Annotated in this window: 13 protein-coding genes; 2 read left to right on the top strand and 11 right to left on the bottom strand. The window is 33.9% G+C overall.

Translation table 11 applies throughout. From position 1 onward, the window contains the following. Positions 1–224: 224 nt before the first annotated feature. The 4 genes from ABID96_RS04090 to ABID96_RS04075 form a co-directional block, all read right to left on the bottom strand. On the bottom strand, positions 225–1,097 hold the full coding sequence (locus ABID96_RS04090) for a patatin-like phospholipase family protein (RefSeq protein ID WP_192600940.1): 873 nt from the start codon (positions 1,095–1,097) through the stop codon (positions 225–227). A gap of 156 nt (positions 1,098–1,253) precedes the next feature. Continuing rightward, positions 1,254–1,775: a GNAT family N-acetyltransferase gene (locus ABID96_RS04085; RefSeq protein ID WP_192600939.1), complete on the bottom strand. Its 522-nt coding sequence runs from the start codon at positions 1,773–1,775 to the stop codon at positions 1,254–1,256. 144 nt (positions 1,776–1,919) lie between these two features. Next, positions 1,920–3,557, bottom strand: coding sequence for an Ig domain protein group 2 domain protein (locus tag ABID96_RS04080; protein ID WP_192600938.1), 1,638 nt, complete (start codon positions 3,555–3,557; stop codon positions 1,920–1,922). 297 nt (positions 3,558–3,854) lie between these two features. Then, complete coding sequence (locus ABID96_RS04075; RefSeq protein WP_192600937.1) at positions 3,855–6,239, bottom strand: penicillin acylase family protein; 2,385 nt, start codon at positions 6,237–6,239, stop codon at positions 3,855–3,857. A gap of 126 nt (positions 6,240–6,365) precedes the next feature. Here ABID96_RS04075 and ABID96_RS04070 point away from each other — a divergent pair, with 126 nt between their 5' ends. Then, on the top strand, positions 6,366–6,920 hold the full coding sequence (locus ABID96_RS04070; RefSeq protein WP_192600936.1) for a thioredoxin family protein: 555 nt from the start codon (positions 6,366–6,368) through the stop codon (positions 6,918–6,920). Between the two features lie 118 nt (positions 6,921–7,038). Here the strand turns inward: ABID96_RS04070 and ABID96_RS04065 are convergent, their stop codons facing one another. The 6 genes from ABID96_RS04065 to ABID96_RS04040 form a co-directional block, all read right to left on the bottom strand. Next, positions 7,039–7,791, bottom strand: a complete 753-nt coding sequence (locus ABID96_RS04065; protein WP_192600935.1) for a prepilin peptidase — start codon at positions 7,789–7,791, stop codon at positions 7,039–7,041. A 243-nt stretch (positions 7,792–8,034) separates the two neighbouring features. Continuing rightward, complete coding sequence (locus tag ABID96_RS04060) at positions 8,035–8,748, bottom strand: C40 family peptidase (RefSeq protein WP_192600934.1); 714 nt, start codon at positions 8,746–8,748, stop codon at positions 8,035–8,037. A gap of 176 nt (positions 8,749–8,924) precedes the next feature. Next, on the bottom strand, positions 8,925–10,601 hold the full coding sequence (locus ABID96_RS04055) for a glycoside hydrolase family 13 protein (RefSeq protein WP_192600933.1): 1,677 nt from the start codon (positions 10,599–10,601) through the stop codon (positions 8,925–8,927). A gap of 359 nt (positions 10,602–10,960) precedes the next feature. Next, complete coding sequence (locus ABID96_RS04050; RefSeq protein ID WP_192600932.1) at positions 10,961–11,764, bottom strand: polymer-forming cytoskeletal protein; 804 nt, start codon at positions 11,762–11,764, stop codon at positions 10,961–10,963. A 23-nt stretch (positions 11,765–11,787) separates the two neighbouring features. Then, complete coding sequence (locus tag ABID96_RS04045) at positions 11,788–12,402, bottom strand: DUF4004 family protein (RefSeq protein WP_192600931.1); 615 nt, start codon at positions 12,400–12,402, stop codon at positions 11,788–11,790. 167 nt (positions 12,403–12,569) lie between these two features. Then, positions 12,570–12,911 carry an MGMT family protein gene (locus ABID96_RS04040; protein WP_192600930.1) on the bottom strand — a complete coding sequence of 114 codons (342 nt, stop codon included), beginning with the start codon at positions 12,909–12,911 and terminating at the stop codon, positions 12,570–12,572. Between the two features lie 173 nt (positions 12,912–13,084). Between ABID96_RS04040 and ABID96_RS04035 the strand changes: the two genes are divergently transcribed. Next, positions 13,085–13,378: a HesB/YadR/YfhF family protein gene (locus tag ABID96_RS04035; protein ID WP_192600929.1), complete on the top strand. Its 294-nt coding sequence runs from the start codon at positions 13,085–13,087 to the stop codon at positions 13,376–13,378. Positions 13,379–13,614: 236 nt separating this feature from the next. Here ABID96_RS04035 and ABID96_RS04030 read toward each other — a convergent pair whose 3' ends face one another. Then, the gene (locus ABID96_RS04030) at positions 13,615–16,707 is read right to left on the bottom strand and encodes an efflux RND transporter permease subunit (RefSeq protein ID WP_192600928.1); all 3,093 of its coding nucleotides are present in this window, start codon (positions 16,705–16,707) and stop codon (positions 13,615–13,617) included. Positions 16,708–16,710: the final 3 nt, after the last annotated feature.

The raw sequence follows: 16,710 nt of genomic DNA, 5'->3' as shown, positions 1-16,710 counted from the left end.
TAAAATATCCCTCCCCCAAAAAAACGACCTGTTTATTGACAGGTCGTTTCAGTCTGTAACAAAGTACAAAAACTTAGAGATTCAGACTGATTGAAAACGCTTGTCTTTCGAGGCGCGAAGCCGGATGAGGAGCGGAGTTACCTTTAACGGTAATGAGCACCGCAAGATGGCGAAGCAACAAAGAAAGCGAGCGTTTGGCGGGCAGTATGAAAACGACCTGTTTATCAACAGGTCGTTGTTTCAAATGATATGAACTCAAGCACTTGCTCGCCAAGGCGTTTTGCATCTTCATAGCCTTCTTTGTAAAGCTCTAATAATCGATCTTTATTTCGTTCAACACGCCCAACCTTTAGCTTTTGTAATGGACGAATGACTAAAACATTACCTGCTTTTTCTTGTTCTTCTATATATTCTAGTTGTTTATTATAAATTTCATAACGCTTTAACACCGCTTGAATTAATCCCGGATAATCTCTATATTTTCTTTGCAAATACCAATTACCACGAGATGGTTTTTTTCGATATCCCGCATTTCGAGTTAATACAACGATATTTTTTTTGTTTCCATCTTCCTCAGATTTGAGCAATGGTATTGGATCTGCAATTCCACCATCCAATAATATATGGTTTTGATACTCAACAATCGGAGCCATCAATGGAAGTGAGCTCGAAGCTCGTATAATATTAAGCATATCTTTTGAATCTACAATTTCATCTTTTTCAAAATATGTAGGTTCACCAGTTATACAATTAGTTGTACCAACAACAAATTTTTGATTGGCACCATAAAATGAGTCAAAATCAAAAGGATCCAATTCATTTGGAATAATATCAAATAATAAGTCCATACCAAATAATTGCTTATTACGAATTAAATTTTTTATCGAAATATAATCTGGATGCTGTAAAAATTCTGTATTTACACGTTTATTTCGACCGTGTTGTTTTGAAATATATGAAGAACCCATGCATGCACCCGCTGAAACACCTATTACATAAGGAATTTCTATATTTTGTTCTAAAAAATAATCAAGTACTCCAGCAGTGTATATGCCTCTCATACCGCCACCTTCTAGAACTAATCCAATTCCATCCATTTCACAGCCCCCTTTTCTTTGAAATTTAGCAAACCTATTTTCATATTTTAGTACAACCTCATAATAATTACTAGTATAAGAGCTTGGGGTAGGGCGTAAGGTAAAAGTAACTTCATTTAAAAAGCAGGGTACTCCATAAGCCCCAAAAACTATACTTTAAAACATGTTTAATGCTTTGGTAATACAATCCCATTCATATCCTAACAAGTTCAAATCAGTACCACCAATTTTTATCTTTTCTGTCTTTCGTAATTTTGCACCGTAATATTCATAAAAATAACGAGTATTATTGTCTTCTAAAACCGCTACAAAAACTCGATTAAAACCGAGTTTATGACATTGAATAAACAATTGGTGCATTAATTGCTTTCCAATACCCTGCCCTTGATATTCTTCTAATATATAAATAGATGTTATATCACCTGATTCGTCTATTTGATTACTTGTTCTTTTTCCACAATCTGCAAAACCAACAATATCACCTTCATTATTCTCTACAACAAAAACATAGTTATTTGGATTAGATAAGTTCTGAAACCAAGAATTCGCTCTTTGTTCATAAGACAACTTCTGCAAAAATTCATTTGAGATGATGTTTTTATAAGTTGTTCTCCAACTATCAACATGTACTTTTGCAATCCCTGGTGCATCTGTTAGCTTTGCGGCTCTTAATTTCATCCCTTCACCTCGCCAAAATATATGGTCAAAAAGTATAATATTGGTCACGTTTATTCTAATTCAACATTTCTTCATTTGTAATGAAAAAAATGACTTCGGTTATATTCCGAAGTCATTAACTTGTGGTTTTATAGAGCTCAGTAATTAATTACTGATGACAATATCATCGAAATTAATTCTCTGACCAGACGTACCTGAAACGACAATTCTGAATCTAACAGGAGCTGTTTGAGTAAGAGTAAATGTTTTAGTTGCTAAAGTAGCCGTACTAGTATTTACACTTCCAACATTTGTCCATGTAGAACCACTATTTGTAGACATTTGAAGTTGCCAATTTGCTCCGCTGTCAGTACTGAAATTTGCGTGTGTAACTTTCACGCTAGTTGCCCCATTTACATTGAAGTTCATAGTTAAAGCACCTGCTGAACGAACACGTGCAGACTTTGTACCATTTTTCTTATCCCCAGATAGATCTCCGATTAAGGCATTATCAAAGTACCATGAACCGCTTGAAAGTGTTACATTACCAGAAGTATAGGCTGTTTTTGTACCTGACTCAAAACTCTCATTTAATGTTGCAGGTTGAACTGGTCCGCCTGCGCCGTATCCGTATGAACCAGACTTAAATGTTGTTGAATCATACCATTTATAACCTGCAGCAGGTGCAGCCCATGGCTCTGCTTCTGGTTCAGTTGATGTTTGCGGAGTTTCGATCGCTAATAAAGAAGTAGCCTGATCAAGTTGTAATCCGCTAACCTGAGATAATGCAGTATAGCTTTCTTGCTTTGATAACCAATCAATGATGTTTACAAGCAAAGTACCATCATTTTGCTCTTTAAACCCATCATATGTTGTTTTACTTGTTCCAGTTTCTTCTCGTAAATATTTAGGAGTTGCATCTTCTACTGGTGAAGAGTCACCAATAAATGCTGCCTTTCCTAAACCAAGCTTTGAAACCGCCGCATAAGGACCTTCAGCTCTGCCTCCACCATTATAAACACCTTGGTCAACTGCATTTCCCCAAGCTGCAGATGTTGTTGGAAGATACACGATCCCTTTTGCCTTGTTTGGATTTGTAATTGCTAATGTTGAACCAGCATGCATTGCAACTGTAGATACACCAGTCGTAATACCAAAAGCTTGGCTTGGTGCTACTATATCATTAGCTGTTACATCTCCAATCGCATTATAACGGAATCTAATCCCAAAGTTATCAGATAACCAATCCGAACCTGTAACTCCTTGCATCGCTGCAGAAATTGCTTCCTCTGTTCCCATTCCTTTAGTTGGATTTGAGTATGCTCCCCTACGGTAACCATTAAATACCTCAGAAGCGTCCCAACGGTTTTTATTACGATCTGCATTGTAATGATCGCCAATAAAAAAGATACTACCACCATTTTGAACATATTGAATCATGGCAGCTTGCTCAGAAGTTTTGTAAGGTATATTTGCTTCTCCTATGATAAACACATTGTAGCCTTGTAAATCTTCATATGTAATTGGACTATTTTTTCTTAACTCTTTTGCATAGTAGCCTTTATTTGCTAAAGCGTTTGCAAAATCAGAGAAACCACCATCTAAAACCCAATCTGCTGCGCCAGCTGTTTGGCCATGAGTATTATCGAATAAAATCTTTTTACCATTTGCAGTTCCAATAGGCTGTAGCTGTGGAGCAGGATCACTTGAATTTTCAGCAGAAACAAGTGGCGTAACATAATAATAAACTGGAGATAAAATCATAATCAGTAATGCTAAAACAGATAATTTTTTGCGAATCATTCATTTCACTCCCTTTTAGTGTGTGCTTATTTAAAATAACACACTAATGTTAATGGAATATTAAGAATATTGTCAATGAAATGTTAAATTATTCCATTCACATTACAGTATTTCAATCTTTATACCCATATCCACCTTTTATATTAGTCTTCATATCCACATAGACTTCAACTCAACCTAATATAGGTTGATCCTTTCGGAGTTGTAATCATCTAATGAATTCTTAATTAGTACCACAAAGAAAAAAGAATAAAGCAAAAGAGTATCTCCTCTTACCTTTATCCTTTTTTCTTCTTTCTATTTTCCTGCCTTCAATATTTCTTTAATCCCTTTTACATTTTTACTAACAGTCGTGTGATAGTTCCCATTCGCCCAGTCTTCCATTTGGTCGCTGTACCATTTGCTACCAATATTGCCTGATTGACCTGGACCAACAATATTAACTGATTTACTTAAATCTGAGAAATCTACAACAGTTCTCCAAGATGCGCCATGATCGACAATTCCATCTTCGTCATATCCAGCAGCTTTGACTGTTGTTGAACTACCACCTACCGGAATTGGATCTTTTGCATTAAAAAAATAGCTCAGTACTTTAATACTAGATAAAGGATGAGTAAATGCTACCTTGTGGTGGTCTCCCCAACTCCATTTTGCTACATCATCGCCATCAGACTTGCTAATATTTTTAATCGTTTTCTGATACGTATCTAGTAATAATTGATCAATTCCACCTTTTTCATCAATCCAAATAACTTTCTTTCCACTTAGACTATTACGTAATAATTGATCTATAATCACTTTACGGTCACCGAATAAATCCATCATATCTTTAGAAATTTGTTTATCAAATAGTGCTTTATTAATTTCTGCCATCCATCTTTGGAATATAAGTGGTGATGCCTGATTTTTGTCATCTACAAAATTCCATTTCTCAAGTTCGTCTAAAGCTGATTTTTCAATTGATGTTAATTCTTTGTTTTGCTTGGTAATAGATTGGATAAATTTCGGCATATGTTCTTTTGCCTGTAAATTCATTTCATCCATTTGAAGGTTTTGCATATCCTTTATCGTTAATTTATCACTTTGACTTAATACTTCTCTTATTCTTAATTGGCGGTATGGCTGTGCCCAAGAATGAGAAATGTGATATGGATATGAATCATCGACAACTTTATTATTTGCTGTTGAAATAAACCCTTCTTCTGGATTAATTAAAGTCGGTAATTCCTCATAAGGTATAAAGCCTTTCCAGCCATAGTCACTTGTCCAACCTGGTACCGGCATTAAACCATCACCTTTTTTACGAATTGGAATATTTCCATTTGCTCGATAGGCAATTGTTCCATCATCAGAAGCAAATACAAAATTTTGAGCAGGTGCCTCAAATAAGGCTAAACCTTCTTTAAAAGTATCCCAATCCTTCGCGACATTAAATTTAAGTACACCTTCTAATTCTCTAGTAGGTTGTAAGGCTGTCCATTGTAAAGAGAATACCGTATCCTTTCCTGCTTCACTAGCAAACTCTGAAATAACTGGACCATGTCTTGTAATCATAACCGGTAATACTTTACTTTTTTTATCTTTAATTTTAATCGTCTCATTCACAACAGTTGCTTTTTCCCACTTACCATCATATAAAAATTCGTCAGGTTTATTTGGATTTCGTTTCTCAATATACAAATCCTGTACATCAGGACCTACATTCGTCACACCCCAGGCAACATGATCATTGTGGCCTACAATAATACCAGGCACACCGGCAAATATTACTCCTTTGACATTCATATCCATTGATTGTAAATGCGTTTCATACCAAATTGCTGGTGTCGCTAATCCTAAATGGGGATCATCTGCTAAAAGTGGTTTACCAGATTTTGTTTTCGAACCACTGACAACCCAGTCATTACTTCCATTCCAAGTAGGTGGAATTATCGCACTAGCAAAGCTTTCCTCTACATCAATTTTAGAAGTGCCACTTGGAATAATATATGGATCTAAGTCATTATCTGCTGGAAACAGCTCTAATGCTTTCTCTTTTGGAAATTTATTCATTGCATAGTAACGAAATGCTTGTTCATTCCAGTGACCTCCTAAATCAAAAGCCATATACTTCCCAATTGCTAGTGAATCAATGGCTGACCATTCAGTCGGTTTATACTGCAAAATTTTAAACTCAACAGGTAATTTCCCTTCTTTTGTTGCGTATTTAATATATTCATTAACACCTTCTGCATACCAATTAAGTACGTTTTGGGCTTCATTCGAATATTTACTATATGAAGCTTCAGCCGCTCTGCGTAAGCCTAAAGTTCGGAAATATGAATCACGATCAACTGTCGCATCTCCTATTACTTCACTTAATTGACCCGAGGCTTGTCGTCTGCTTAAATCCATTTGAAACAAGCGGTCTTGAGCAGTTACAAAACCTTGAGCAACATATAAATCATGTAGAGTTTTAGCTTGAATATGGGGTACGCCTTTTGTGTCGCGAGTGACAGACACGTTATGTTCTAACAAACCAACTTCTAAATTCCCTTTAATTTCAGGCAAAGCCTTTTTAGTTAAATAAAAACCGGATCCGGTTATTAGTAAAATCAATACGATGATGATTGTTGAGGTAATTTTCAGCCATTTCGGAAAGCGCTTTCGTTTTTGATTCACTTCAATCGACGTGCTCATCATGAACCTCCTATTAAACTGTATTTATTTGATATACATTATAATAATTCTGCAAGTCTTAAAACATTCCTTCTTTGAACGAATGAGTTATAATACTATATATCAATGGAAAAGGAGAATGCATATATGTCATTAAATTCATGGTTTGATAAAGGTATGACGTTTGGAGAATATGTTGATTCAATGAGTGTAAATAAGGAACAGCTTCAATATATTTATAATGAAGTTTCTATTCCGGAAGATACAGTACAAAAACTTTCTTCTCTTAAAGATAAAAATTGGAAAGTGGTTGCACTCACAGCAGATTGGTGTGGAGATGCACTTTTAAATGTACCAGTCATTCAAAAAATGGCGGAAATTGCAAACATAGATACTCGCTTCTTAATTCGTGATGAAAACCTAGAGCTAATGGATCAATACTTAACAAACGGTAAATCACGTTCTATTCCAATTTTCATTTTTATGGATTCAGAAGGAAATGAAGTAAAAGTATGGGGACCTCGATCTGAGCAAGTTGAAGGGCTTGTTTCTGAAATGAAAAAAGATTTCCCAGCTAAAGATGATCCTAATTTCCAAGAAAAACAAACGGCAGTTTTAAAAACAATCCGTGAAACCTTCGTAGAAAACAAAGCGCTATGGAGTTCAGTTATTGAAAGTGTTGAACAAAAATTATTATCATAACATAAGTAAAGGGCTACCCGTTGGGTACCCCTTTTTATTATTCCCCACAATCTTGAATCTCCAATGGAGTGGTTCACTTTTGATTTGTTTATCGAATTGAAAACTAGGAAGGCTCTTCTTAACTTAAAATTGATAAATATACGCGTAAAAGTTCATTTCCATAAAAGTAACTTACCAATCCACCCAATCCAATAAATGGACCAAAGGGGATCGGATTACGTTTTTGTACTCTACCGGCTTTCATTAAAATCAAACCAAAGATAGTACCCGTAAAACAGGCAATCATAAAAGTAATCAAAATCAATTTCCATCCTAATGCGAAACCAAGTACTCCAAATAGTTTAATATCTCCCCCACCCATTCCACCATTGCTAACGAGCGCAATTAAAAATAGCACTGTAAATGCCCCTACTGCTCCTATCATACTGTTCCACCATGATTCTAATGGAATAAAAAAACGTTCAATAATAAATATTGATAGAAATAACAATAAGATTCGGTCAGGAATTAACATATATGCTAGATCCGAAACAATAATAATTACAAGCAAAGATATAAACGTCAGTGCTATCAGTAACTCCATTTCAAATCCAATTTGGTACAGAGCAAATACAAATAAACATCCCGTCAACAATTCAATTAAAGGATATAAAATTGAAATATGCGCTCCGCAATTACGACATTTGCCTTTTTGTAAAACATAAGAAAAAATAGGAATTAACTCTATTGAATGTAAAGTATGTCCGCAATTAGAACAAGCTGAACGAGGCCAAAAAATTGATTTCTTTAAAGGTACTCGTAACCCAACTACATTAAAAAATGAACCGAACACAAGACCTAAAATGAAAAAACAGAAGTAAATGAGGTTCATCGTTACCAAACCCTTCTACGTCAATCTAAGTATCTTTATAGAATTAAAGAATGTAAATGGGGATTTATAAATACCTAGTATGTATTGTACTAGATGGATGTACTAGTATCTTGAATGTGAATTTTTAGGAGATTTTTGTTTCTCACAATACTTTTTAAACAGAAACATATTAGTAGTTTAATTTAAAATCAAAAAAAAATCTATCTTTCTGTTAGAAAGATAGATTACTTTTTTATGATTTTATTAATTAATTACGCTGCCAGATCCTGCAAATTTGTCTTTCCAATATGAATTCGAAAGACTAACTACTGCAACACCCTTACTTGAAGTTGCTGAGATAAAGTTATTATCTCCCATAAATATTCCAACGTGGCTAATACCTTTTTTATATGTATTTTTAAAGAATACTAAATCTCCAGGAACTGGTTTTTTTACAATCGAACTAGCAGTATACATAGAAGCCGCTGTACGAGGTAATGTTGTTCCTACTTTATTATAAACATAACCAACATATCCAGAGCAGTCAAAACCTTTAGTAGTTGTTCCACCAAATTTATACGGTACACCCGTGTATTGTTTTGCGATCGTCGTTACTTGTTCTTTCTTAGAATATGGGTCATATGCTGCTGTTGTAGTTTTACTGTTTGGGTATTGTTTGATGAATGCTGCAACACTCTTACCAAATAACATCATTGAAGTTTGGTCATTAAACACGCCCGTAACTTTTAACTTCTTAGTAGTTTGATATTTTTTAAGTGCTGTTTCAACATCACTTCCGAAGTATTCCGTAGGGTTACCAGTGTAATAGCGTTGTTCCTTTAGTTTGATTTGTAATTGCATAACTGCTTTTCCAGTCATCCCTTTTTTTAACTCATTCGTAGTTGCTGCCTGAGATTCCTTTGTAAAGAAGATCATGCTAATTATACATACTAAAGCGATTACAAGTTGCCTATTCATTGGTGTCTCCCCTTCCCTTTAATAATGTAAGTCTATCAAAATACTTTTTAGAAAACCATTACAAGAATGTTACAAATTGTCGAAAATCTTGTAAAAATAATGTAATCTGTAAGATTTTGCCAAATTATCTCAAAAAAAAAGAAAGCCTGCCCATAAAGGACAGGTTTTCTCAAACTTTATGATAATCGGTATACTCTTGCTTCAAATGGACTAAATTCCATCTTCTCACTTAAAGTATCTTCCATTAAATGACCATTTGATAAACATAATTCAGCATTCATTTTCAACAATTCAGCAGGGATTTCAAAAGCTTGCTTCTCAGTTGAAAGGTTACTAATGATTAAGAACGTTTCATTTTCATTCTTACGCGTGTATGCATATACCGGCTCACTTGCAACATCTAACAATTCATAAGGTGCATATACTAAAGCTTTATGTTGTTTACGTAAGTTAATCATCTTTTTGTAATATGATAGGATTGAGTTTTCATCATTTTCTTGTGCAGCTACATTAAGTGTTTTGTAGTTTTCATTTGTTTTAATCCATGGTTTCCCATTTGTAAATCCTGCATGTTCTTCCGCATTCCAATGCATTGGTGTTCGAGCATTGTCTCTACCATTTTTCCATAGAATGTTTAAAATTTCTTGATCAGTCGAACCATTTTCTTTCATTAACTGATACATATTTTTCGCATTCACATCATTATATTCATCTATTGATTGGAAGTGGACATTTGTCATTCCGATTTCTTGTCCCTGATAAATAAATGGCGTACCCTTCATAAAGAAATACATTGTCCCGATTGCTTTTGCAGATTTTTCCCAATGTGCTTCTTCATCATTTCCTAAAGTACTTACAGCTCTTGGAATATCATGATTTTCAATAAATAAAGCATTCCAACCGTGTCCTTCTAATCCATTTTGCCATTTTGTTAATACTTCCTTTAAATCGGGAATAGATGTAGCCGAATCATCTGTTTTTCTCCATAGGTCCATACTTTCGAATTGGAAAATCATATTGAATTTTCCATTTTCCTCTCCAACCCATAAATCAGCTTCTTCAATTTTTACGCCATTTGCTTCGCCAACAGTCATGATGTCATATTTAGCAAATGTCTCCTGTTTTAACTCTTCTAAATACTCATGAATTCCTTCTTGATTCATATGCATATCAAAGCAAGTTACATACTTTTCATTTTCTGGATTTGGCATATTTGGGAACCCAGCTCTTTTTTTAATATGACTAATCGCATCAACACGGAAACCATCGATCCCTTTATCTAACCACCAATTAATCATATCGTACACTTTTTGACGAACTTCTTTGTTTTCCCAATTTAAGTCAGGCTGTCTCTTTGAAAAAAGATGTAAAAAGTATTCCTTCGTTGCTTCATCATACTCCCATGCTGAACCACCAAAAATACTCTCCCAATTATTTGGTTCTTCTCCTTCTTCTGTTCCCTCTCTCCAAATATAGAAATCGCGGTAAGGATTATCCTTCGACTTTTTCGATTCTAGGAACCAAGGATGTTCGTCACTTGTGTGATTAACGACTAAGTCTAAAATTAACTTCATTCCTCTTTCATGTACAGCTGACAAAAGATCATCGAAATCTGCCATTGTACCAAACTCTTCCATGATATCTTGATAATCAGAAATATCATAACCATTATCATCATTAGGTGATTTGTAAAATGGACAAATCCAAATAACATCAATCCCTAGCTCTTTTATATAATCTAACTTGGAAATGACACCTCTTAGATCACCAATTCCGTCACCATTTGAGTCCATGAAGCTACGTGGATAGATTTGATATGCTACAGCTTCCTTCCACCAATTCTGTTTCGTCATATTTATTTCTCCTCCCATTTTAAAAGCGTTTACATTTTTGGTCTATTTCAAATGTTGAATGGAAAATTCCGCATTAATCCTTGCAATCGTTTGCATTATTCCTTAATCTTAACACTCTAGATAAGATTCTTCAACATACTTAATTTAAAAAGCATCTTTTTCTTATATAATTGATATCAAGTATATCCACTACTAAACTTATAAAATGATTTTGTGCAAAGAACTATGCTTTCGTTTGCTTGAAATATTTATACTTTTTACGAATTTGCATCAGATAACATGGGAAATCTAAAAAAAGAGCAACTTATAAAAAGGCTACCTACCTTCCAACAAGTTGCTTTGTTTCCTGATCATTCGTATTACTGTTCAATTTTTTTAACTTCCTTCACTTTTGCAGAAGGATGAATTTGCACATCTTCAGTATATTCAACAAGATCAATTTTACATTTTGGGCCGATTGTTACTGCATCTCCTCTTACCACACTTGAAGTAGTATAATCAATTTTGATTGCGCTACCTTCAATTACATCTGAACGAAAATTAGTACGCGCATTAAATACTCTCGTAAATACACGCGTAAAGATGTTGCTATCATCAAAGCGACTAATCTCAATCGTTTCGCCACCGATTTCTGGAACATAACTATATCCATAACTAAATCCACTATGAGTGATTTTCACATTTTCTGCATTCAGTAATCCGTTCATAGAGATATGTCCTTTTGCTGTAAATGCTTCACATTCTGCCCCTTTTTCTGCCGAAAGAGATCCTTTAACTGAAATAACTTCAGCTTTTACCATTCCGATTGTTCTCATAGAACCAGAGATATTAACACTATCTACATTTAAATCATTTTTTGTCTTAAAGCTACCACTTACATGTACGTCCCCACCAGTAACTTTTCCATCTATCGATAATGATCCGCTCACATTTAATTTTTGCACTTCAACATCACTTAAACATTTTGCGCTACCACTACAATTCAAAAATTCGCTCTCTATTTTCCCATTAAATTTAGCAGAACCGCTAACTTTTACTTTAACACATTGGATGTCACCTAAGATGCGTCCACTACCACTGACCCTCACATCGTCATATTTACCAGCCGAAATTGTACCCGAACCACTTACATACGCATCTTGTCTTGGTTGTACGTTAACCATTCGTTCTCCTCCTATCATCGTTGTTATTTAAAATTATTTAGATAATGAACAAGCTCAACATGAATTAATATCGCATCTTTTTGATCGACAAAAGTTTCATTTTGTTTTCCGATGACCCATGTCCCTACACCAAATTTTCGAATATATATAATAACCGTATCTTCCAATTTTATTTGTGCTTTATGAGTCTCAACTAGAAGTAAAAATTGTCTTACTTCTTCAATTGTGATACTCCCTTTTAATAACCAGTCATTCACAAATAATAATGAACATAATTGAACTGTATTTAATTGCTCTAATTTTGAATTAGGGAATAATGATTGATAAATTTGTAATACTTGTTTAGGAATTTTATCTAAAGATAGTGCAACATTTTGAAAATCCCCTATTTTTTCTTTATTAATAGAGAAGGCTCTAGCAATATCATCCAATGATTGATCATCTTTTAATTCCATAATTCTTTCAATCCGCTCTAGTATCTTTCCTTTTGGAAAAAAGGTTTCTTGCCCTGTAAAACTTGATTTTTTCATAAACCAATCTTCAGGAATAATATTTTTTCTTTTCCAACGATAAAGTTGTCCGTACGATATGCCTGTAAGTTGTAGTAAATCTTTCTTTGAAATTAATTCTTCACTCATATGACACTCCTCCTACGACGAGTATAACAAAACAATGTTCTATTTGTAAAGTTATACTATTGACTATCTATATATTAATGAAGGATGAACAATTCATCTTACGTAACAATGTTTCAAAATATGTATAATGAACGAAAAAACTCAAAATCCCATAAGGTATTTTGAGTTTAAATTAAATCGACATCAGCTTTTTCTAAGACTGGAATCGGTTCATATTGAAACATGTTAAGATCAATTTTACGGTCCCTAATAAATGTTATGCCTTCTTCTTCTAATGCATTTTTTTGTTGTAAAAATCCCTCTTCGTCTTTAATTCCTATTTCCCCTTTAGAATTAACGACTCGATGCCATGGAAGATTGTATTTCTGACTCATTGAGTGTAAGATTCTTACCACTTGCCTTGCACCTCTTGGACTACCAGCATGTTTTGCAATCTGACCATATGTCATGACTTTGCCTTTTGGAATTCTACGTATTACCTCGATTACATTACTTGTAAAAGTGTTCATTAGCTTTTAAATCAATCCTTTGTTTTCATATTTCTTCAATAGTACCATATTGAATGAAAAAGATATTCTCTTATACATGTCATAACTTTTTCTTCCTAATCACATTTCTGTATAGTTTTTCACATTCATACTATAATACTTTTATAAAGCTTAGAAAGGTCGGATTACATAATATGAAAATAACAATTAGCAAAGATGCGGTCCAATGGTTCCAAAATGAGATGGAAGTAGTCGCAGGCAATACAATTCGTTTTTTTGCACGATATGGAGGAAATAGTACAATTCATACTGGATACTCATTAGGTGTTACGAAAGAAAAGCCTGTAGATATCGGTGAATCAGTAACGATTAATGATGTAGTCTATTTCATTAATGAAACAGATCTTTGGTATTTTAAGGATTATGATCTAAACGTAATTGTAAATGATCGCAATGAATTACATTTTACATATGAACCTATAAAATAGAGAACACGGGTGGAAAACCAAGTTACTTTTTTATAGACAAAGTATAAAAACTAAGAGATTCAGACTGATTGAAAACGCTTGTCTTTCGAGGCGTAAAGCCGGATGAGGAGCGGAGTTACCTTTGACGGTAATGAGCACCGCAGAAAGGCGAAGCAACGAAGAAAGGCGAAGCAACGAAGAAAGCGAGCGTTTGGCGGGTAGTCTGAAGGCCCCACTTAATTAGTGGGGCCTCTTTTTTATTCTTCTATTTTTTTCTTTTTTCTAGTCACTAATTGATAAATAACTGGGATGATGATTAGTGTTAGGAATGTTGATGTTGTTAAACCACCAATTACAGTTATGGCTAGACCTTTTGAAATTAATCCAGAAGTTGAGTTAGATACAGCCATAGGTACTAAAGCAAGAATTGTAGCTAATGCTGTCATTAGGATCGGACGTAGTCTCGTTTTTGATGCTTCGATTAACGCATCAATAACTTCTAACCCCTCACGACGATTATGTTCTACTCGATCTAGTAATACTACTGCATTTGTTACAACTATACCAATTAACATCAGTAATCCAATCATTGCACTCATAGATAATGTTTGATTAGCGATGAATAATGCTAGGAAGGCACCCATTGGTACAAATATTAATGATGATAAAATAACTAATGGTGTTCTTAATCCACCAAATGTCATACTCATGATTAAGAATACTAATCCAACTGCAACAATCATTGCTAGACCTAAATCACTGAACCCATCAGTAATCATATCTAACCCGCCACCAATTTTCATTTCAACACTATTTGGTATATCTATTTTATTTAATTGATCTGTTACGTCTTTTGTGACAGCTGCTGTGTCTTTTCCTTTCACAGTGGCACTGATAGATGCATACATTTTTCCATCTTCATGGTTGATTGAAACAGGTGCATCTTTTTGAGAAATCTTCACATAGTCCTTAATTTCTTTAGGACCTGTAGCAGTCATAATTTTAATGTTTTCTAAATCTGCCTTTGAACTAGCTTTCTCTTCATAACCAACAGACAGTTTATTCGTTTCTCCGTTTAAGTCATATTCACCGATTTCAACATCATTAATATTTTCATTAATTGCTCCCATTATTTGAAGCATTGAGATGTTTTCATCTAAAGCTTTATCACTTAATGTAATTTCCCATTTAGGTTGTACATCTTTTAAATTATTTGAAACATTTTTCAAACGATCATCATCGTTTAATTCTTTCTCAATTTTTGAAGCAGCTTCTTTTAATTCATCAAAATTTGAAGAATATAAACTTACATCAATATTATTTCCAGTTGGTGGACCATCTTGCGTGAATTCTTTTGCGTTAATTGTTGTACCATCAACTTTTGAATCAACAATTGCTGGAACTTCTTTATTAATTTTCGTGATGACTTTATCCATATCATTACCATTTTTCAGGTTGACTTGGAATACGGCCTTATTTTTGCCACCATCCATGTTCATAATAAAGTCACGTTTACCACCGACAGTTGCCTGAACAGTATCAATTAAATCTGAATCTGCAAAATAATTCTCTAATTCTTTCGCTACTTCATCAGATTGTTCAACCGTACTATTAGATGGAAGTGTAGCCGTTACTTGAAGTGTTTTATTTACACTACCTGGTAAGAATGAAAAGCCAAGAAATGGAATCATTGATAACGAACCAAGAAGTAATACGATTGATAATGATAATACGATCCATTTACGTTTTAATGCAGTACGTAATAATTTTTCATAGTTTCTCATAAAACGAGTATCTGTTTTGTGCTCTTTTAATGGCTTTGTTAGGAATTTTGCTCCTAATGTAGGTATTAAAATAATCGCAACTAGTAATGATGTTAAAATTGATACAACCACTGAAATTGCAAATGGTCTAAAGAATTCTCCGATAATGCCACTTACAAATGCTAATGGTAAAAATACAACGATCGTAGCAAATGTTGAAGATGCCACTGCACCAATAACTTCTTTTGTTGCAAATAAAGCTAATTCTTTTTTCTTAAATTGGTTATTTTTTTCTTGTCTCCATCTGTAAATATTTTCAATAACAACGATACTATCATCAACAATACGGCCAATCGCAACAACAAGACCACCTAATGTCATGATGTTTAATGTATAACCCATTGAATTTAATACAGCAATCGTAGCAAATATTGAAATTGGTAGTGATAAAATTGAGATTAATGTCGCTCTAATATTACGTAAGAACAATAGAATTACGACAACTGTAAACAACGCACCTAGAAGTCCTTCCTTAATTAAAGAACTAACAGATTTCTCAATCTCTTTTCCGTTATCAAGAATTATATGTGTTTCTACCTTATGATCTTTTTTAAATTCTTTTACTTCTTTTTTAACTTCTGTAGCTACTTCAGCAGTATTTGAATCTTGTGTTTGAGATACTGATAAAATATAGCTCTCTTTTCCGTTAAAACGTGAAATTTGATCTTGAATTGAAACTACTTTTACATCAGCGATATCGGCAACCGTTACATTTTTCGGAGTCGGTGCTTGTACTTGTTGAGCCTGCTGGCCTTGTCCATTTGCCTGTGCACCCATTTGAGCTGATGCACCATTTGATAGTACAGTTTTTTCAATTTGTTTTACTGATTGTAGATTTCCCTTCATTCGAACGGAAACAGTTTTCCCATCATTCTCTACTGAACCTAATGGAATTGCATAATCTTGACCTTGAATTGCATTTTTAATTGTATCTAATGAAATTCCATATTGTGCTGCTTTTTTATTATCTACAACAATTTGGATTTCTTCTTCTTTTGTACCTTGTAAACTTACTTCACTAACTCCATTTACTTTTTTAATTTGTGGAAGTAAATCTTTTTCAATTGATTGTTGTAAGTCCTTCACATCACCATTATTTACAATCGCAACTTGGTAAATTGGTGTTGAATCAATTGCAATTCGTTGAACCGTTGCTTCTGCTTTTTCTGGTAAATCTGTTTTATTTATTACACTATCAACATCTTTTTCAATCTTATCCATATCAGTGCCAAATGGATAAATTAAGAAGATCGATGCCATATTTTCGCTTGAAGAACTTGTTAACTGATCATAATTTTCTAACTTCATTAGCCCTTCTTCAATTGGCTTCGTAATTTTTTCTTCTATATCTTCAGATGAAGCACCTGGGTAGACAACTTGAACTGCTACTGCTGGAAATGAAACATCCGGGAATGTTTCAATTTGGATTTTTTGAGCAGAAAAAATTCCACCTATTAATACTAGAACACTTAATATAATAACAGCGATTGTGTTCTTTAAACTCAATTTCGTTAAACTCGAAAACATCTA

The organism is Gottfriedia sp. OAE603 (genome assembly GCF_040543965.1).
Lineage (GTDB): Bacteria > Bacillota > Bacilli > Bacillales > Bacillaceae_G > Gottfriedia > Gottfriedia solisilvae.
This window is presented reverse-complemented; position numbering and strand designations above follow the sequence as displayed.